The organism is Brevibacterium sp. (assembly GCF_031179145.1).
Classification (GTDB): Bacteria; Actinomycetota; Actinomycetes; order Actinomycetales; family Brevibacteriaceae; genus Brevibacterium.
Genome location: NZ_JAPSIB010000034.1, coordinates 1 through 18398, shown reverse-complemented (window position 1 = coordinate 18398; position 18398 = coordinate 1). Strand labels below are relative to the sequence as shown.

General features: G+C 65.2%; 17 protein-coding genes. 11 read left to right on the top strand and 6 right to left on the bottom strand.

What is annotated here, in order from left to right:
* A partial coding sequence (locus RIT73_RS16735) for a hypothetical protein (RefSeq protein WP_309133238.1) occupies window positions 1-240 on the top strand: 240 nt, incomplete at its 5' end.
* A gap of 138 nt (window positions 241-378) precedes the next feature.
* Here RIT73_RS16735 and RIT73_RS16730 read toward each other — a convergent pair.
* The 5 genes from RIT73_RS16730 to nrdH form a co-directional block, all read right to left on the bottom strand.
* A complete protein-coding gene (locus tag RIT73_RS16730; RefSeq protein WP_309133237.1) occupies window positions 379-1290 on the bottom strand; it encodes a hypothetical protein in 912 nt (303 codons plus the stop codon).
* Window positions 1291-1529: 239 nt separating this feature from the next.
* Window positions 1530-2501 (bottom strand): class 1b ribonucleoside-diphosphate reductase subunit beta, encoded by a 972-nt coding sequence (gene nrdF / locus RIT73_RS16725; RefSeq protein WP_309133236.1) that lies wholly within the window; start codon window positions 2499-2501, stop codon window positions 1530-1532.
* 134 nt (window positions 2502-2635) lie between these two features.
* Entirely contained in the window at window positions 2636-4762 is a 2127-nt protein-coding gene (gene nrdE, locus RIT73_RS16720) for a class 1b ribonucleoside-diphosphate reductase subunit alpha (RefSeq protein WP_309133239.1), read from the bottom strand.
* Between the two features lie 5 nt (window positions 4763-4767).
* Window positions 4768-5181 (bottom strand): class Ib ribonucleoside-diphosphate reductase assembly flavoprotein NrdI, encoded by a 414-nt coding sequence (nrdI, locus tag RIT73_RS16715; RefSeq protein ID WP_309133235.1) that lies wholly within the window; start codon window positions 5179-5181, stop codon window positions 4768-4770.
* 1 nt (window position 5182) lies between these two features.
* Window positions 5183-5431 (bottom strand): glutaredoxin-like protein NrdH, encoded by a 249-nt coding sequence (gene nrdH / locus RIT73_RS16710; RefSeq protein WP_113902543.1) that lies wholly within the window; start codon window positions 5429-5431, stop codon window positions 5183-5185.
* A 485-nt stretch (window positions 5432-5916) separates the two neighbouring features.
* Here nrdH and RIT73_RS16705 point away from each other — a divergent pair, with 485 nt between their 5' ends.
* The 7 genes from RIT73_RS16705 (at window position 5917) to RIT73_RS16675 (ending at window position 12236) form a co-directional block, all read left to right on the top strand.
* Entirely contained in the window at window positions 5917-6912 is a 996-nt protein-coding gene (locus RIT73_RS16705) for a MoxR family ATPase (protein WP_309133234.1), read from the top strand.
* Between the two features lie 12 nt (window positions 6913-6924).
* Window positions 6925-7809, top strand: coding sequence for a DUF58 domain-containing protein (locus RIT73_RS16700; RefSeq protein ID WP_309133233.1), 885 nt, complete (start codon window positions 6925-6927; stop codon window positions 7807-7809).
* Complete coding sequence (locus RIT73_RS16695) at window positions 7796-8248, top strand: hypothetical protein (RefSeq protein ID WP_309133232.1); 453 nt, start codon at window positions 7796-7798, stop codon at window positions 8246-8248. Before RIT73_RS16700 ends, RIT73_RS16695 begins: the two co-directional genes overlap by 14 nt.
* Window positions 8239-9213, top strand: coding sequence for a VWA domain-containing protein (locus RIT73_RS16690; protein WP_309133231.1), 975 nt, complete (start codon window positions 8239-8241; stop codon window positions 9211-9213). The genes RIT73_RS16695 and RIT73_RS16690 overlap by 10 nt, the downstream gene beginning before the upstream one ends.
* Entirely contained in the window at window positions 9210-10274 is a 1065-nt protein-coding gene (locus RIT73_RS16685) for a VWA domain-containing protein (protein WP_309133230.1), read from the top strand. Before RIT73_RS16690 ends, RIT73_RS16685 begins: the two co-directional genes overlap by 4 nt.
* Window positions 10271-11047 carry a hypothetical protein gene (locus RIT73_RS16680; protein ID WP_309133229.1) on the top strand — a complete coding sequence of 259 codons (777 nt, stop codon included), beginning with the start codon at window positions 10271-10273 and terminating at the stop codon, window positions 11045-11047. The genes RIT73_RS16685 and RIT73_RS16680 overlap by 4 nt, the downstream gene beginning before the upstream one ends.
* Before the next feature lie 67 nt (window positions 11048-11114).
* On the top strand, window positions 11115-12236 hold the full coding sequence (locus RIT73_RS16675) for a histidinol-phosphate transaminase (RefSeq protein WP_309133228.1): 1122 nt from the start codon (window positions 11115-11117) through the stop codon (window positions 12234-12236).
* Here RIT73_RS16675 and RIT73_RS16670 read toward each other — a convergent pair.
* On the bottom strand, window positions 12233-13666 hold the full coding sequence (locus RIT73_RS16670) for a PucR family transcriptional regulator ligand-binding domain-containing protein (RefSeq protein ID WP_309133227.1): 1434 nt from the start codon (window positions 13664-13666) through the stop codon (window positions 12233-12235). The two genes, RIT73_RS16675 and RIT73_RS16670, sit on opposite strands and share 4 nt — an antisense overlap.
* Window positions 13667-13807: 141 nt before the next feature.
* Between RIT73_RS16670 and speB the strand changes: the two genes are divergently transcribed.
* From speB to RIT73_RS16655, 3 genes are all read left to right on the top strand, one after another.
* Window positions 13808-14818, top strand: a complete 1011-nt coding sequence (gene speB / locus RIT73_RS16665; protein ID WP_309133226.1) for an agmatinase — start codon at window positions 13808-13810, stop codon at window positions 14816-14818.
* 2 nt (window positions 14819-14820) lie between these two features.
* A complete protein-coding gene (locus RIT73_RS16660; protein WP_309133225.1) occupies window positions 14821-16521 on the top strand; it encodes a thiamine pyrophosphate-binding protein in 1701 nt (566 codons plus the stop codon).
* An 89-nt stretch (window positions 16522-16610) separates the two neighbouring features.
* Window positions 16611-18113: a sodium:solute symporter gene (locus RIT73_RS16655; RefSeq protein WP_309133224.1), complete on the top strand. Its 1503-nt coding sequence runs from the start codon at window positions 16611-16613 to the stop codon at window positions 18111-18113.
* Window positions 18114-18398: the final 285 nt, after the last annotated feature.

The window sequence follows — 18398 nt, the reverse complement described above, 5'->3', positions numbered from 1 at the left end:
GAAGGACTGCCCGTGGTGATCGAGCCCGGCGACTTGCTGTGCTTCTCGGCCGCACACCTGCACCGCAGTGTCCCCAATCGCACCGATCTGGCTCGGTTCTCCGTCGAAATGCGCACCGTTGCCGGCTCTGACATCCGGCAGGGACGGGGAGCCCCCAACGTCGACAGCGACACTCCCGAGGTGCACTACCGGTGGTTCAGACACGCGCTCGACGGCAGTCGGCTGATGGCGCCGGGATGAGCTCCTAGCGAGGACCAGCGCCGCGAAGCTAAACGTATACACCGGCCTAACGTCCCGACGCTGGTCCCACCAAATTTCGAGCTTGCACTCCTCGAGTGTGCCAAAGTTGGGCGAATCTGCTTCCGCCCAATTTCTCAATCAGGCGGCGACGTTGTCCTGCATGCGAAACCATTCCGCCAAGTAGGCTTCGAACGACTTCAGCAAGAACTTGTTGTGAGAGAGCGCTTCAAGGGTCACTCGAATGTTCGCATCCCTGATGTCGGCGAGGTCGGAACGCTTCTTGAGCACTTCCTTGGATATCGTCATTAGCCGGCCGGTCTTCGGATCGATCCTTGCTTCCGATTCTTGGACGTGCCCCAGCACTGCTACCCCGTGAAACCGACGTGCAGTCATCAACGGATTCGCCCTGGCCCATCCGCTGGGCACCAGTACCAGTGGATGTCCGCCTGGGGCCGGGAGTTGCAACCGTCTCGACTTCCACCTCTGGAAATTGGCATCCCAAGTTCTGATGTCAGTCATCTCGGTCTCGATTCTCAGTCCGGAGTGAATGTGCATCTGACATTCGGTGAAATCCAGCAATGCGTCCATAATGACTCTTGCGGTGAGATCGGAACAGATGTCGTTCCCGACTCCGTCCACAAAGAGCGGCAGTTGCTCCAAGTGCTTCAGCACTCCAACCCGAACCAAAGCCTCCGCATTCGTCGTCATCGCATCCAGGACCGCTCCGCCTGTCCACTGGGCTCCGCCGTGCCCGCGAAAGCCTTCGTGAGACATCCCCATGCGGGTTTGCCATGGCTCTCGAAAATTGCAAAGCAGCTCACTTGAACGGTTCACTCGGACAGGATCACCACTGAGAACAGCCGCCGCGAGCTCACCTAGAAAGGTGTCTGCAGACTCTAGAGCTTGGCTCCTGAACGGTTCAGGTCCCTGGTTCAGCCGAACTGCGTGAAGATCGAGATAGATTCGATTGTCCGAGTCGATGTGCACGTCCTCGAATTCGACCTCGGTCCCGATCTGAAAATACTCCCTGACAGTTGTCAATTTGAACATCCAATCTACGCGGTAGACCGCGTGTTACGGACGCCTCATTCACTCCCCTGAGGTCGCGTTCGGGCCTCAAGGTGAGATACGCTTGGGAGGACTTAGCGGTCACCTCCGTCACGCATGTGAAGCGTCTCGGGCTTGGCTCGCCTCCGATTGCAGTCGGGGGCGAGCTTTCTTTCATCCCCTTGAGTTTTCGCTCATGGGAAACTAGTGGTCGGCTCCATAGAATCGACGAGACGGCAACATCAGAAGTCCCAGTCCTCATCCTCGGTGTTCTCGGCCTTGCCGATGACATAGGACGAACCCGACCCCGAGAAGAAGTCATGATTCTCGTCGCTGTTCGGCGAGAGTGCGGCCAGAATCGCGGGATTGACGTCGGTGAGCTCCTTGGGGAACATCGCCTCGTAGCCGAGGTTCATCAGCGCCTTGTTGGCGTTGTAGTGGAGGAACTTCTTGCAGTCCTCCGCCAGCCCCACCGAGTCGTAGAGGTCGTGGGTGTAGGCGACCTCGTTCTCGTAGAGCTCGAACATCAAATTCATCGTGTAGTCCTTGAGCTCCTGCTTGCGCTCCTCGGACTGCGACTCCAAGCCCCTCTGGTACTTGTAGCCGATGTAGTAGCCGTGAACCGCCTCGTCCCGGATGATCAGGCGGATGAGGTCGGCGGTGTTCGTCAGCTTCGCATGGGCCGACCAGTACATCGGGAGGTAGAAGCCGGAGTAGAAGAGGAACGACTCGAGCAGGGTCGAGGCGACTTTGCGCTTGAGCGGATCGTCACCCCGGTAGTAACTGAGGATGATGTCGGCCTTCGACTGCAGGTACGTGTTCTCCCGCGACCAGCGGAAGGCCTCGTCGATCTCCTTCGTCGAGCACAGGGTCGAGAAGATCGACGAATACGACTTCGCGTGCACGCTCTCCATGAAGGCGATGTTCGTCAGCACCGCCTCTTCATGCGGGGTGACGGCGTCGGGGATGAGCGAGATCGCCCCGACGGTGCCCTGGATCGTGTCGAGCAGGGTCAGGCCCGTGAAGACACGCATCGTCAGCGTCTTCTCCTGTTCCGTCAGGGTCGCCCACGATGGCACGTCGTTGCTCAGCGGCACTTTCTCCGGAAGCCAGAAATTCCCCGTCAGACGGTCCCACACATCGTCATCGACGGGATCGATGACCCGGTTCCAGTTGATGGCGTCGACATGCGACGCCAAAGTCAGGTTCTCCACGTTTAGCTCTCTTCCCAGCTCACATTCGGCGGCCGCATCGGCCGCCGTCACCCTGTTCGAATCTCTCACATCGCCACTGACGGTGCGGATATGTCGTGGCGGACCGGTCGCAACCGGCCCGCCACGCCTTCACATCACAGCATGCAGGACACGCAGCCGTCGACCTCGGTCCCCTGCAGGGCCAGTTGCCGCAGGCGGATGTAGTAGATCGTCTTGATGCCCTTGCGCCACGCGTAGATCTGCGCCTTGTTGATGTCACGGGTCGTCGCCGTGTCCATGAAGAACAGGGTTAGGGACAGGCCCTGGTCCACGTGCTTCGTGGCCTCGGCGTACGTGTCGATGATCTTCTCGTAGCCGATCTCGTAGGCGTCCTGGTAGTACTCGAGATTGTCGTTGTCCATGAAGGGCGCCGGGTAGTACACGCGCCCGATCTTGCCCTCCTTGCGAATCTCGATCTTCGATGCGACGGGGTGGATCGACGAGGTCGAGTTGTTGATGTAGGAGATCGAACCGGTCGGCGGCACCGCCTGCAGGTTCTGGTTGTAGATCCCGTGCTCGGCGACTTGAGCCTTGAGTTCGCGCCAATCGTCCTGCGTCGGGATGTGCACACCCGCCTCGGCGAACAGCTGCGCCACCCGACCGGTGCGCGGCTCCCATGCCTCGTCGGTGTACTTGTCGAAGTACTCCCCCGTCGCGTACTTCGACTTCTCGAAGCCCGCGAAGGTCGTGCCGCGCTCCTTCGCGATCTCCATCGACGCCCGCACACAGTGGTAGGCGACGGTGTAGAAGTACATATTCGTGAAGTCGAGACCCTCGTCGGAACCGTAGTAGATGCGCTCACGGGCAAGGTAGCCGTGGAGGTTCATCTGACCCAGACCGATCGCATGCGACATGTCGTTGCCGCGGGCGATCGAGGGCACCGACTGGATGTCGGAGGTCTCTGCCACGGCGGTCAGGCCCCGGATCGCGGTCTCGACCGTCTTGCCGAAGTTCTCCGAGTCCATCGTCAGGGCGATGTTGAGCGAACCGAGGTTGCAGGAGATGTCCTTGCCGATGACCTCGTAGCCGAGGTCGGCGTCGTACTGGCTGGGCTCGGAGACCTGGAGGATCTCGGAGCACAGGTTGGACATGATGATCTTGCCGTCGATCGGGTTCGCCCGGTTCACCGTGTCCTCGAACATGATGTAGGGGTAGCCGGATTCGAACTGGATCTCCGCGAGAGTCTGGAAGAACTCACGGGCGCTGATCTTCTGCTTCCGGATGGAGGCGTTGTCGACCATCTCCTCGTACTTCTCCGTGACGTTGATGTCGGAGAAGGGCATCCCGTAGACGCGTTCGACGTCATAGGGGCTGAAGAGGTACATGTCCTCGTTGCGCTTGGCCAGTTCGAAGGTGATGTCCGGGATGACAACGCCCAGGGACAGGGTCTTGATCCGGATCTTCTCGTCGGCGTTCTCCCGCTTGGTGTCGAGGAAGCGGTAGATGTCGGGGTGGTGGGCGTGGATGTAGACCGCGCCGGCACCCTGACGCGCACCGAGCTGGTTGGCATAGGAGAAGGAGTCCTCGAGCAGCTTCATCACCGGGATGACGCCGGAGGACTGGTTCTCGATCTTCTTGATCGGGGCGCCCGCCTCACGGATGTTCGTCAGGCAGAACGCCACGCCGCCACCGCGCTTGGACAGCTGCAGGGCGGAGTTGATCGAGCGGCCGATGGACTCCATGTTGTCCTCGATGCGCAGGAGGAAGCAGGAGACGAGCTCTCCGCGCTGCTTCTTTCCGGCATTGAGGAAAGTCGGGGTCGCAGGCTGGAAGCGTCCCGAGATGATCTCGTCGACGAGCTCCGTCGCCAGCGTCTCATCGCCACGGGCCAGGAACAGCGCGACCATGACGACGCGATCTTCGAAGCGCTCGAGGTAGCGCTTTCCGTCGAAGGTCTTCAGCGTGTAGGAGGTGTAGAACTTGAAGGCGCCGAGGAAGGTCTGGAACCGGAACTTCTTCGAGTACGCATGCTTGGACAGACTCTCGACGAACTCGAACGAGTACTGCTCGAGGACCTCGGGCTCGTAGTAGTCCTTCTCGACGAGGTAGTCGAGCTTCTCCTTGAGATCGTGGAAGAAGACGGTGTTCGTGTTGACGTGCTGGAGGAAGTACTGCCGGGCAGCCTGCTTGTCGCGCTCGAACTGGATCCGCCCATCGGCATCATAGAGATTCAGCATGGCGTTGAGCGCGTGGTAGTCGAGGTCCGTCTCTTCGCGGATGATGTCTTCTACATTGCGGTCTTCAGCGAGCTCGCGCACAGTTTGTCCAATCCTAGGTTGACTGCTTCTACGTCCTCCGGAGTCCCGAGGAGTTCCACACGGTAAAGCACAGGTACATGGCATTTCGCGGCCACTCTGTGAGCCGCGCGGCAATATTCTTCGCCGAAGTTGGTGTTTCCGGCGCCGATCACACCCATGAGGTGCCGGCGATTGGATTCGATGTTGAGGAATTTGATCACCTGCTTGGGCACGGCCCCGCGGTTGGGGCCGGCCCCGTAGGTGGGAGTCACGAGGACGAACGGCTCTTCGATCCTCAGTGTCTCGTCCTTCGTCAGGATCGGCAGCCGCAGGGACGGGTGCCGGAGCTTGCCGACGAAGCGGTGAGTGTATCCGGAGCTGCTGGAATAGTAGACAAGCAGCATCTCATGCCACGACGGAAACCGTCGCCTGTTCTCCGGCCAGGGCCGCGATCTTGTCCGGGCGGAAACCTGACCAGTGGTCGTTGTCGGTCACGACGACCGGAGCCTGCATGTAACCCATCGCCTTGACGACGTCCAGGGCGTTCTCATCGACGCTGAGATCGACCGACTTGTACTTCAGCCCCTTGGCATCGAGCGCGCGGTAGGTGGCGTTGCACTGGACGCAAGCTGGCTTGGTGTACACGGTGATCATGACGACTCCTCGTTTCTGTCTGCGACTACTGCTGTCCGTGGTGCTGCGCGGGCCGGCGGCAGAGGCTGCGCCTCGCCCGAGATCTCGCGGATCTCAACCGACCGTGACCACTAGATGTTGTGTTCGGGTACGACTCTACCCCTATATCCAGTGTTACACCACTGTTATTCGGCTCATCCACAGGGTGTGTCCGGACCATCCACAATCGTCCACAGGCTGTGAACAACACCGGTGTGATTCGTTCACCTGCGAGGACACGGGGAACTCCGCCGACCGATGTCGGATCCGCCACAGAAATCACCCCCTCTGTCCACCGCTGTCCACAGCGAAATTTCTTCCCTGTGTGCAGCGTGTCGTCCGACCGCCTCGGCGTGTCGTGTCCGACCACCCTATGTGTCGGTACTGACACGAGATCGTCCAGTTCGGTGTCAGGGTCTGCCAATATGCTTGATGGGACAGCCAGCCTGCGATTCGAGAGGTCCCCCATGACGGCATCGGCGCCCGCCAACACTCAAGAGATTGCTCACGCCCAATCGATTCTCAGCGGCCTGGAGTCCTACCTGGACCGCTTCGTCGTCGGGCAGCAGCGTCTGCGGGAGAGCCTGCTCATCGGACTCGTCTCCAACGGCCACCTCCTCCTCGAGAGCGTGCCCGGCCTGGCCAAGACCACAGCTGCTGCGGCCCTGGCCAATGCCGTGAGCGGGAAGTTCTCCCGGATCCAGTGCACCCCCGATCTCCTGCCCGCCGACATCATCGGCTCGCAGATCTACAACGCCAGGGAGGGCTCCTTCAACACGGTGCTCGGGCCGGTCCACGCCAACATCGTCCTCCTCGATGAGATCAACCGCTCCTCCGCGAAGACGCAGAGCGCGATGCTCGAGGCGATGCAGGAGAGGCAGACGACGATCGGCGGACGCCGCTTCGACCTGCCGCGCCCGTTCCTCGTCATGGCGACCCAGAACCCGATCGAGCAGGAGGGCACCTACCAGCTGCCCGAGGCCCAGCTCGACCGGTTCATGATCAAGGACCTCCTCACCCACCCCAACCCGGGCGAAGAGCTCGAGATTCTCAAGCGCCTCGACTCGGGCGTCTACGATCGCGAGGCGACCCCGGAGCCCACCTGCGACCTCGACGACGTGCTGACGATGCAGCGTTACGCCCGCACCATCTACATCGACCCGGCGATCAGCCGCTACCTCGTCGAACTCGTCCATGGAACCCGCAACACGGGCAAGTACCTCGGCCGTCTGGCGCCGTTCATCGAATACGGGGCCAGCCCCCGCGCCTCCATCGCCTTCACCGACGCCGGCCGGGCGCTGGCGATGATCCGCGGCCGCAACTACGTCATCCCCGAGGACATCAAGGACCTCGCCCACCGGGTGCTGGCCCACCGGATCCAGCTCAATTTCGAAGCCGCCGCCGAGAACATCACGAGCGCGCAGGTCGTCGATGCCCTCCTGATGGCTGTGCCCACCCCCTGATCGGTCTCCGTCATGACAGCACTGCTCAATCGGATCAAGGCGCGGATGACCATCCACGCCCACCGGCGCACCCGGCGGCTCCTCGACGGCGACTACTCGTCGGTCTTCCATGGTCAGAGCCTCGACTTCGACGATCTGCGCGACTACATCCCGGGCGATGAGATCCGCGACATCGACTGGAAGGCCACGGCGCGCCATTCCGAGCCGCTGGTCAAGCGCTACGTCGCGCATCGACGGCACATCCTCGCCCTCGTCGTCGACTCCTCGCGGAACTTCGACGCGGTGACCTCGGCCGGCGCGGACAAGCGTCAGCTGGCAATCCTCCTGGCCGGGATGACCGGGTACCTGGCGGTGCGCCACGGCGACGACGTCATGCTCGTCCACGGCGATGCCTCCCGCACGATCGCCTCACGCCGCAAGGGCAGCGAAGCGCACCTGGAGAGCCTGCTCCAGCAGATCCTGGCCGAGCAGGGCAGCCAGGTCGAGGGCTCGATCAATGAGCAGCTGCAGTGGATCGCCGCCCACGTCAATCAGCGGATGCTCATCGTCGTCATCTCCGACCAGGCTCCGCTCGGTCCGGTGGAGGAGGCGACGATCAGACGCCTGCGCGCCCAGCACGAAGTCCTGTGGATCACGATCACCGACGCGGACCTCGCGGGACTGAGCGCCGCCTCGGCGCCCTTCGACGTTTCCAGGCCCGGCATCGGCCTGCCCACCTCCGTCATGACCAACCCCCGGGTGCGCGCTGAGTACCAGGCCGCCGAGGCGGGCAGACGGCAGTTCCGGATCGACCTGCTCGCCAAGCTCGGGATCGCGCACACCGAGGTCTCCCACCCGGATCAGGCTCTGGGCAGTCTCCACACCCTTCTGCTGAGGCATCGCCGTGGGCCCCGCTGAGCTGATCGGGCCGCTGCAGATCTCGGTCTGGTGGTATGTCGCCGCCGCCGCGATCCTGTTGGCCGCCTTCCTCAACCTGTTCGCGCCGCTGCTGCGCGCGGCCGCCGGGTCCCAGGTCAAGAACCGGCCGCGGATCCCGATCCCCGTGCGCAGCACGTACATGAACCGCATCGCCGAGGTGGAGTCGAAGCTGGCGCGCGGCGACGCCGACGTGCGGACCTCGGCCCGGGACCTGGCGAAGATCGTGCGCGAGTTCGCGGGTGACGCCTGGGGCGTCAAGGCCGAGCATCTCACCTACCGCGATGCCGCGGTCGCCGGACTCGACGATCTCGCCGAATCCCTGGCCGGTCTCTACCGGGCCGAGTTCGCCGAGGACGAGGCCGAGGATCTCGGCGCGCAGATCGCCGGTGCCAGGAGGCTGGTGACGAGATGGTCCTGATGCTCTGGTGGCTGGCCGCCCTCCTCCTCGTCCTCGCCGCCGTCGCCGTGTTCGTCTTCCGCCGCCCCCGCCCGGGTGAATCCTCCCTGCCCGTCGCGCACAGCGGGCGGATCACGAGCCTGCCGAGCTTCCGCCGGACCATGCGCACCCGCCTGCTCACGACGTTCGCGTTCCTCGCCGTCATCGTGATCACGGGGATCTCGACGCTGGCTGGCATCGCCCGGCCGGCCTGGATCGAGACCGTCAATCCCGAGCGGAAGCTGCGCGACGTGATGCTCTGCCTCGACGTCTCCGGGTCGATGCTCGGATACGACGCCGACCTGCTCCAGGCCTATCAGGAACTCGTCGAACGCTTTGACGGGGAGCGCATCGGAATGACCGTGTTCAATTCGACCGCGGTCTCGGCGTTTCCGCTCACCGACGACTACGACATGGTCGAGACCTATCTCAAGGACGCCGAGGAGGGCTTCCGCTCCTGGGGCACAGAGGGCACCGACTACTCGTGGTCGACCGCACCTCCGAACATCGACGGCTCCTCGCTCATCGGCGACGGCCTCGTCTCCTGCATCGACAACTTCGACCGTCAGGACGAGAAGCGCTCCCGGTCGATCGTGTTCGCCACCGACAACATGCTCGCCGGCGATCCCCTCTTCGAGCTCACTCAGGCGACGGACATCGCCGTCGAATCCGACATCCGGGTCTACAGTCTCTCCCCGCCGAGCATCCTCACCACGCCTCAGACCCAGGAGCTCCAATCCGTCTCCGACCGCACCGGGGGCAAGCAGTTCGACCTCGGCTCGGCCGCAACGATCGACGACATCGTGGCCGAGATCCAGAGCCAGGAGGCCCAGCGCACCCCGGGTCGCTCCTACACGATCGTCCATGACACTCCGGCGGCACCGCTGACCATCGCGGTCTTCGCCCTGGCCGCCGTCTTCGTCCTCGCGTGGAGGGTGAGATCATGACGTTCAATCCGCTCTTCGGCTGGTTCGGCCTCGTGTTCGTCGTCGCTGCCCTTCTCACCCTGTGCATCATCCCCTGCGTTCGCGGCGACGGACCGCGGTGGCGCTGGTTCGCCCGGATGGGAGTCGTCGCAGTCCTCGCCCTCGCCCTCGCCCGCCCCGGCATCCCGGTGAAGTCGACGACCGAGGAGTACGAGACCGCGGCCGACGTCTACTTCGTCGTCGACACCACGACCTCGATGGCGGCCGAGGACTATGACGAAGGCAAGCCGCGGCTCGACGGTGTGAAGAAGGACATGCTCGCCCTGGCGAAGCAGTTCCCCGGCACCCGCCTCTCGATCATCACGTTCGCCTCGACCGCTTCGACGGCCATGCCGCTGACGACAGACCATGCCGCGTTCGCCTCCGCCGTGGACGTCCTCAGCCCGGAGATGTCGCTGAACTCGAACGGTTCTTCGATCACTGAGGCCGGCGCCGAACTCGACAAGCGCATGAAATCCAATCAGGAGGACCGCCCGGACAACAAGACCGTGGTCTTCTACTTCGGCGACGGAGAGCAGACGATCGACCGTGCCCCCGACTCCTGGGCGTCGTTGGCCCCGCGCATCGACGAGGGAGCCGTGTTCGGCTACGGCACCGCGCAAGGTGGAAAGATGAAGGAGCCCAGGCCCTTCGGCTATGACCAGGCTCCCGGTCAGGAGAGCGGCCAGGCTCCCGGTCAGGAGAGCGGTCTGGGCGCCGGTGACGACTACGTCAGGGATGCGCAGGGCAATCCGGGGATCTCGACGATCGATGAGTCCAACCTCAAGTCCATCGCCTCCGACCTCGGCGTCGGCTACCATCATCGGGACGGGCAGACGGACATCGCGAGTGCCTACACGGCACCGAAGTACGAGCAGACTCTGGTCAAGAAGGACGGCCGCATCACCGTCGACGAGTACTTCTGGGTTCCGCTCATCCTCGTCTTCGGCTGGATCGTCGTCGAGATGGTCTTCGGAGTCCGGGAGCTGATCCGCCTCCGCAGTCTGCGGCCCCAGAGCCGCTTGGCCGGGGGTCGGTCATGATCCCGAGCATCGTGAAGCTCCGCCGATCCTGGCAGCGCCTGCGCACTCTCACCCGGGTCAATCTCATCGTCGGCGACGTCCTTCTCCTCGTCTTCATGTACACCGCGGTGACCGTGTACTTCGGGGCGGCCTCGCAGGTGAGGTATGAGTCGAACGACTTCCCGGGAGCGAAGAAGGCGTCGACGGCGTTCTTGGCGCTGAGCCCGTTCGAGCGTCACATCGGCTACTTCAACAGGGGCACCGCCGAGGCGGCCGTCGGCGACTTCGAGCCCGCGCGGACGGATCTTGAAACCGCCCTGAAGATCGCACCCACCCGGGACGAGTGCGCCGTGCGCGTCAACCTCTCCTATGTCTACGAGAAGCTCGCCGACGAGATCGCCACTGAGGATGCGAAGAAGTCCGACGAGCTCTACGCCCAGGCGCTGCAGACTTTGGAGGATGCTCCCAAGGAGTGCCGGCCGGACAAGAGCGAGGAGCAGCAGAAGAGCAGCGAGGCGAAGAAGCGCGTCGAGGAGAAGAAGAACGCTGAACCGTCCGACGGCTCGTCCGGCGGCGGTAAGCAGGACCAGAATCCGGGCGACAAGGGCGATGAGAAGAAGGGCCCCGGCGAGAAGGACAAGAAGCAGCCCGGCTCCGGGGATGATCAGCAGAAGTCGGAGGAGGAGAAGAAGCGCGAAGAGCTCGAGAAGCGCGCGGAGCAGTCGGAGCGCGAACAGCAGCAGCAGGGTGATGGCGGCCAAGGCGGCCGCACGACCCCCGACAAACCCTGGTGACATCCGGTGGCTCCGGCAGGGGCCGAGCGCGCGTTCGGGATCCCGGGCTCTGTGCCATCATGAGTCCATGACTTCATCGGAACCTTCTGCCCCGTCCCCGAACCCGCCGGCGGCGTTCCCTCATCTGCGGGCCGCGCTGGAGACGTTCCCGCCCTACATCCCGGGGAAGCCGCCTCGGCGGGTGGAGGGCCTGACTCCGTACAAGCTGTCATCGAACGAGAACTTCCTCGACCCGCTTCCGGACGTGCTCGACACGATGGTCGCCCACGCCAAGGACCCCGGACAGTATCCTGACGATTCGGCTGTGGCCCTGCGTGAGGGCCTGGCCGCCCGCCTCGGCGTCGGGGTCGATGAGCTCGTGGTCGCCGCGGGCGCCAGCGAGCTCCTCGTCGCACTCACCCAGATCACCTCCGACGCCACCACCGAGGCGATCTATCCGTGGCCGTCGTTCGAGATGTATCCGCAGACCACCGGCCTGGTGGGGGCCAAGCGCATCGAGGTTCCCAATCGGCCAGATGGCGCTCACGACCTCGAGGCGATGGCGGCGGCGATCACCGACCGCACCAGGCTGATCATCCTCTGCTCCCCCAACAATCCGACGGGACCTGCGCTCGGCGATCGCGAGCTGCGTGACTTCCTGACCCAGGTGCCGGGCCACATCCTCGTGGGCCTCGACGAGGCCTATTGGGAGTTCGCCAACGCCGACGGTGTCGCGCGCGGTCTCGACATCTATGCCGACCACGCCAATGTCGTGCTGCTGCGCACCTTCTCCAAAGCCCACGGCCTGGCGGGCCTGCGCGTCGGCTACGCTGTGGCCCGAGAATCGGTCATCGCCGGCCTGCGCAAAGCCGTCATCCCCTTCGGCGTCACCGCGCTGAGCCAGGCTGCCGCCCTGACCTCGCTCGAGCACTGGGACGAGGTGCTCGAGCGGGCGGCGGGAATCGCCGCCACCCGGGACTCCTTCGCCCAAGCTCTGCGTGATCAGGGGTGGGACGTGCCGCAGGCGCAGGGGAACTTCGTGTGGCTGCCGCTGGGTGAACTGTCGGAAGCCTTCGAGGACGCCTGCGTGGAGCAGGCGGTCGCGGTGCGCAACCTCGAGCACGGAGTGCGGATCAGCATCGGTGAGCAGCCCGGACTCGACCGGGTGCTCGACATCGCAGCAGCCTTCAGGGCCGAGCACTTCGGCTAGAGACCGGCGAGTTCCAGGGCGATCCCGATCTCCTGGATGGTCTCGGCCCGGGAGAGGTCCCGGCCGAGCAGCTTCTCGACCTTGGCCATCCGGGCCCGCACGGTGTGCCGGTGGATGCCGAGGTCTGCCGCGACCGTGTCGCGCACTCCCCCGGCCGAGACGAAGGCTCGCAGGGTGACCAGCAGGTCCCGTCCCTCCGTCGAGGTCAACATGGGTCCGAGCACCCGGTCGACGAACTCGCTCGCCGCCGCCTCGTCGATGGAGGACAGCAGGGTCCGCAGATCCGATCCGCTCGCCTCGTTCCGGCCCCGCCACACCGTCCAGGTGTGGTGCACCCGGGTCAGGGGGATCATGCGCCCGAACAGCTGCGACACCCCGGTGACCTCGGCGACCCGGTCGATGAGGCTGACGCCTCCCTCATCCTGGAGGCTTCCCCCGGCGTGGAGGACGGCCAACATCGTGCCGGCCCGCGCCAGCACCACTCCGGGCGAGAGGTCGGCCATGAGGTGCTGGGCGGCAGTGCCGCGGACATCGCCGTAGACGACGAACTCGGCGCGGGAGACCGGCGCCAGGCCGGTCAGCGTGACCCATTCTCGGCGCACCTCCTCGGCGCTCAGCGGCTCGGTGAACAGCCGCACCTCCTCGCGCCGAGGCGGCTCCGCCCATCTGTCGAGGCCGAGCAGCGCCGCGGCCGTCGACAGGAGCAGGGAACGGGTGCGCGGGCTCCCGGCCACCTCGGCGGGGCTGAGGATCCAACCGCGCACCTCCTCATCGCCCACGGGCACGGCCTCGACGAAACCACCCTCGACGCGCAGCAGCCGCGGCGCCACGGTGTGACGCAGGGATTCGGCGATGAGTTCGCGGCGGACCCCATAGGGCGCATCCGCCCCGGTCAGACCCCTGCCCGTGGGCGAGACGAACTGCACGGGTGCGCGCAGAGTGCCGGCGAGCTCGGCGATCAGGGCCGCCGGTCCACGGTGGGCCAACGCCGTGGCGAAACGTCGGCCGGCGCTGCTGGCGCGCGTCAGCTCCCGGTTCGACTCCTCCTCGCGCAACCGGGTGAACGCATCGACGACCGCGACGAAGGGCACCGGTTCGGGCACCGCGAACAGGGCCAGACCTGCAGCCCGGGCCGCGGCCTGCAGACGGTCGGGAATCGACTGCAGCGGCAGGTCGGACCCGAGCCCGATGCCGAGCGCGCGCACGCCCACTGTGCGAAGTCGCTCGACGTAGTCACGGACGGATTCGGCTCCAAGATCCTGGCTGACCCCGATCGTCAGCAGCACCTCCCCGCCGGCCAGCCAGCCATCGACCTCGAGCAGCTCCGAGGAGTGGACGATCGTGATCTCAAGACTCCTGGCCCCCGGCGGGTCGACGACGATGTCGAGGGCGAGTTCCCGGCGCCCCCACAGCTGTCCCAAAGTCACCATGACTCCATGGTATCCGGCGCGGACAGATCGGACTCAATATTGTCCGTCGTGGCTATCCGTGACGTGGCGAACGAGTTCTAGGCTGATGCCAACAACTCGAAGGAACGCACGACGAGTGCAAATCGCATCTAAGGAGAGTCAATGTCGTCTCAACCGCTGGGACCCGCCGATTACAGCCAGACGCCTCGCTTCGCCGGTCCGCCGACCTTCGGGCTGCTGCCGCGCATCGACGAGGTCGAGGCCGCCCGACCGGGTGAGAAGATCGACGTGAAGATCATCGGCGTTCCCTTCGACGCCGGAGTCAGCTACCGTCCCGGCGCTCGCTTCGGCCCCGCCCACATCCGGCAGTCCTCGAAGCTGCTCCGTCCCTACAACCAGGCGACGAACGTCCATCCGTTCTCCTGGCAGCAGGTCGCCGACTGCGGTGACCTCGGCGTCAACCCCTTCGACATCTCCGAGGCCGTGTCCGCGGTCGAGGCTGCCGCAGACGAGTTGCGCGCCGACGGGGCGAAGCTGCTCACCCTCGGCGGCGACCACACCCTGGCCCTGCCCAACCTGCGGTCCCTGCACAAGACGCACGGGAAGATCGCGGTCCTCCACTTCGACGCCCACCTCGACACCTGGGATACCTACTTCGGCGCTCCCTACACTCACGGCACCCCGTTCCGTCGGGCCAGTGAAGAGGGTCTGCTCGATCTCTCGGCCTGCATGCACGTCGGCATCCGCGGACCCCTCTACGGGAAGAAGGACCTCGAGGACGACGAGGTGCTCGGCTTCCAGATCATCCGCAGCGACGAGTACCAGTTCACGTCCGTCCAGGAGGTCGTCGCCCGGATCCGCAAGCGGCTCGGCGACGCCCCCGTCTACCTGTCGATCGACATCGACGTCCTCGATCCGGCGGCCGCCCCCGGCACCGGCACTCCCGAGGCCGGCGGCATGACGAGCCGGGAGCTGCTCAATTCGATCCGCGGACTGCAGGGGCTCAACGTCGTCGGCGCCGAGATCGTCGAGGTCGCCCCCGCCTACGACCACGCCGAGATCACCGGTCTTGCCGCCGCGCACTGCGGCTACGAGATCCTGTCCCTGTGGGCCGCCGCCGCCAATGGCGTCACCGCCCCGTCCGGCCCCAGCGGCGAAGCGCTCGGAGTCTGACGATGAGTGAGGAGTTCCGCAACGGGGGTCGCGCCGTCGTCGAGACGCTGGCCGCGCACGGAGTCGACACGATCTTCGGCATCCCCGGGACCCACAATCTCGAGTTCTACCGACACCTGCCCGAATTCGGCATTCGCGCGATCACTCCGCGCCACGAACAGGGTGCCGGCTATGGGGCCGATGGATACTTCCTCCTCTCCGGCAAGCCCGGGGTCGTCATCACGACCTCGGGCCCGGGCTTGACCAACGTCATCACCGCCGCCGCGACCGCCTACGCGGAGTCCCGGCCGATGCTCATCCTCTCCCCCGGCGTGCCCACCGGGCTCGAACGCGCCGACATCGGGATGCTTCACGAGACGAAGGACTCCTCCGGGGCACTGAGTCATCTGCTCGTGTCCTCCCAGCGCACGCGCACCGCCGAAGGTGCGGCGCAGGCCGTCGCCGAGGCGTTCGCCCTGTTCGCGTCGTCCCGTCCCGGTCCCGTGCACATCGAGGTTCCGCTCAACGTCCTCGAGGGCGCGTGGAACGGCAGCGTTCCCAGCCCTCTCCGGGCCCGGCGTCCGGAGCTCGACTCCCGTGTCGTGGCCCAGGCGGCCGCGGCGGTGCGTGGGGCGAGTCGCCCGTTCATCGTCGCAGGTGGAGGGGCGCGCCGCGCAACCGCCGAGGTGAAGGCATTCGCGGAGCTCATCGACGCTCCCGTGGCGACGACCGCCAACGGGAAGGGCATCGTCGCCGAGGACCACTCGCTGTCGCTGGGATCCAATGTCCGCTTCCCCAGCGTGCAGACGGAGTCGGCAGCGGCCGACGTTCTCATCGTGCTCGGCTCCGAACTCGCCGACTCCGATCTGTGGGGCGGCCTCATCGGCGATCAGAGCAGTAACGGCGTCCGCACCGAAGGCTCTGCTCAGGTCGTCATCCGCTGCGACATCGATCCTGACCAGCTGGGCAAGAACCTCGGCGGGGACATCCTGGCGTGCGCCGATGCGGCGGAATTCCTCACCGCGCTGATGAGCGAGCTCGAACCCGGAACCCGGTCGGTCACCTCGGCGGGATCGGGTGGGTCGACCACCGCGCACGGCTCGGGTGGAGCAGTCACCTCGGCGAAGGAGACCGGGGCGGCGCGGGTCACCGCGATCCGCGACTCCTGGGGCGCCGACTTCGACTTCGGCTCCATCGGGTCGCGGGTCACCCGCCTCGTCGCTCAGGGCGCCGGCGGCGACGTCGTCATCGCCGGGGACTCGTCCCAGGTCACCTATGACGGAACGGTCCACGCACTGCACGCTGGCACGCCGGACCAGCTGCTCTACATGCCGGGTTTCGCGACCTTGGGCTACGGGATCCCGGCCGCGATCGGGGCGAAGGTCGCCGACGCCTCCCGGCCGGTCGTGTGCGTCCTCGGCGACGGGGCGGCGATGTTCTCGATCCAGGAGCTCATGACCGCCGCCGAGCTGGGACTGGGCATTCCCTTCGTCATCGTCGACAACGGCGGTTACGCGGAGATCGAGGCGCAGATGGTTGATCGGGACATGGAACCGTTCGCAGTCAGACTCGACAGGCCGGACTTCGCGAAGTTGGGGGAATCGATGGGCGGCGCAGGCGTGCGGATCGCAGAATCAGAACTGACAGAACGGCTGCCGAACACGGTCGCCGAGGCTCTGGGCCGTACCGTGCCCACCGTCATACACATCATGGCTGGCAGCTGAACTCCTGCCACGGGCAGCGGCGGCTGCGGCAGGAACCGACCTGCAGCAATTCGCCGCTGAAGCTGCACTATCTCAAAGAAGGGGTCGAAGTGGACTCTCTAGTAGTCATCATCTATCTCGCCGCAATGGTGGGATTCGGAATCTGGGGCCGGTTCAAGGCGAAGGACCAGGACGACTTCCTCGTCGCCGGCCGCCGCCTCGGGCCGTTGCTCTACACCGGCACGATGTCCGCCGTCGTCCTCGGCGGCGCCTCGACGATCGGCGGAGTGGGCCTCGGCTACACCTCAGGGCTGTCGGGGATGTGGCTGGTGTTCAGCATCGGTCTGGGCATCATCATCCTCTCGCTGCTGTTCGCCCCGCGGATTCAGAAACTGGAGATCTACACGGTCTCGCAGATGCTGGAGCTGCGCTACGGGCATGGGTCGCGGCTGGTGTCGGGGGCAATCATGACGGCTTACGGCCTGATGATCTCGACCACCTCGACGGTCGCCTACGCGACTGTGTTCCATGCGCTGTTCGACCTCAACAAGTTCTGGTCCGTGCTCATCGGCGGCGGCATCGTCATCCTCTACTCGATGCTCGGCGGGATGTGGTCGATCACGCTCACCGACTTCGTGCAGTTCTTCATCCAGACGATCGGCATCTTCCTCATCATGCTGCCGATCGTGCTCAGCCAGGCGGGCGGCGTCACCGAACTGTTCTCCTCCATCACCCCGGAGCAGGCCAGTGTCACCGGCATCGGCTGGCAGGCGATTCTGGGTTACATCCTCATCTACACGCTCGGCCTGCTCATCGGCCAGGACATCTGGCAGCGCGTGTTCACCGCCCGCAGTCCCGCGGTCGCCCGCTGGGGAGGATTCACCGCGGGTGTGTACTGCCTGTTCTATGCGGTCGCCGGCGCTCTCGTCGGGATGGCTGCGGCCAAGATCGTGCCCGGAATGGAAGTCGCCGACGATGTCTTCGTCGCTGTCGTCGACGCGTCGATGACCCCAGTGCTGGCCGGATTCGTCCTCGCCGCCGCGCTGGCCGCGATGATGTCGACGGCTTCGGGGTCGCTGATGGCGGCTTCGACCGTGTGTCGGCAGGACATCGTCGAGCCCCTGCTGGTGAAGAAGGAGGTCGTCACTCCGGTGGCCGCGTCCGGCGATGCAGGCGGCGAGTCGCTGCGGGTCGAGGGCACCGGCAAGAAGGCTGCGCTGACGGAGTCACTGGTCCGGGAGACCGGCGACGAGGTGCGCGACTCCCGCATCTACCTCATCGGTCTGGGCCTCGTCACCCTGATCTTGGCTCTCATCATGCCCAGCGTGGTCGAGGCGCTGACCGTGGCGTACAACCTCCTGGTGGCGGGTCTCTTCATCCCGATCCTCGGCGGACTGATCTTCAAACGGGGCACTATCGTCGGCGTCATGGCCGGCATGGTCATGGGTTCCGTGACCACGATCGTCGTGATGATCGTGGCCGGGATCTACTCGAATGAGGCGATCTACCTCGGCCTCATCGCGTCCCTGATCGGCTACCTTGTCGGGTCGTTCGCCTCGAAGCCGACCTCGCCGGAGATCATGGCCGCGTGGAAGGAGCGCCTCAACCGCTGAGACCGGCGGTGGAGCTGTGATGAGCTCGATTGATCGGGGCGGTCAGCCTCCTCGAGCGGGCTGACCGGAATGCCCCTCACACCGAGCGATCCACTTGGCCCCGAGAGCACTACTTAATGCATCGAGCGGCCCACTTGGCCTCGAAGGCACCCCCTGTCCGGAAGTTGTCAACTTGTTTGAGACACTTTCGGGATATTGATGCCAGTGGGTTCGACTCGGGCAGCGATGGGACGGTGCCGGAATCGTTGTGGGTGCCGGGCCCAGGCCCGGTCCAGGTGGGCCTGC

Bases quoted from the DNA above. Each gene is read 5' to 3' on its own strand.
- RIT73_RS16730 (WP_309133237.1), bottom strand. From the start codon at position 1,290: ATGTTCAAATTGACAACTGTCAGGGAGTATTTTCAGATCGGGACCGAG.
- nrdI (WP_309133235.1), bottom strand. From the start codon at position 5,181: ATGCTGCTTGTCTACTATTCCAGCAGCTCCGGATACACTCACCGCTTC.
- nrdH (WP_113902543.1), bottom strand. From the start codon at position 5,431: ATGATCACCGTGTACACCAAGCCAGCTTGCGTCCAGTGCAACGCCACC.
- RIT73_RS16705 (WP_309133234.1), top strand. From the start codon at position 5,917: ATGACGGCATCGGCGCCCGCCAACACTCAAGAGATTGCTCACGCCCAA.
- RIT73_RS16700 (WP_309133233.1), top strand. From the start codon at position 6,925: ATGACAGCACTGCTCAATCGGATCAAGGCGCGGATGACCATCCACGCC.
- RIT73_RS16690 (WP_309133231.1), top strand. From the start codon at position 8,239: ATGGTCCTGATGCTCTGGTGGCTGGCCGCCCTCCTCCTCGTCCTCGCC.
- RIT73_RS16685 (WP_309133230.1), top strand. From the start codon at position 9,210: ATGACGTTCAATCCGCTCTTCGGCTGGTTCGGCCTCGTGTTCGTCGTC.
- RIT73_RS16680 (WP_309133229.1), top strand. From the start codon at position 10,271: ATGATCCCGAGCATCGTGAAGCTCCGCCGATCCTGGCAGCGCCTGCGC.
- RIT73_RS16675 (WP_309133228.1), top strand. From the start codon at position 11,115: ATGACTTCATCGGAACCTTCTGCCCCGTCCCCGAACCCGCCGGCGGCG.
- RIT73_RS16670 (WP_309133227.1), bottom strand. From the start codon at position 13,666: ATGGTGACTTTGGGACAGCTGTGGGGGCGCCGGGAACTCGCCCTCGAC.
- speB (WP_309133226.1), top strand. From the start codon at position 13,808: ATGTCGTCTCAACCGCTGGGACCCGCCGATTACAGCCAGACGCCTCGC.
- RIT73_RS16660 (WP_309133225.1), top strand. From the start codon at position 14,821: ATGAGTGAGGAGTTCCGCAACGGGGGTCGCGCCGTCGTCGAGACGCTG.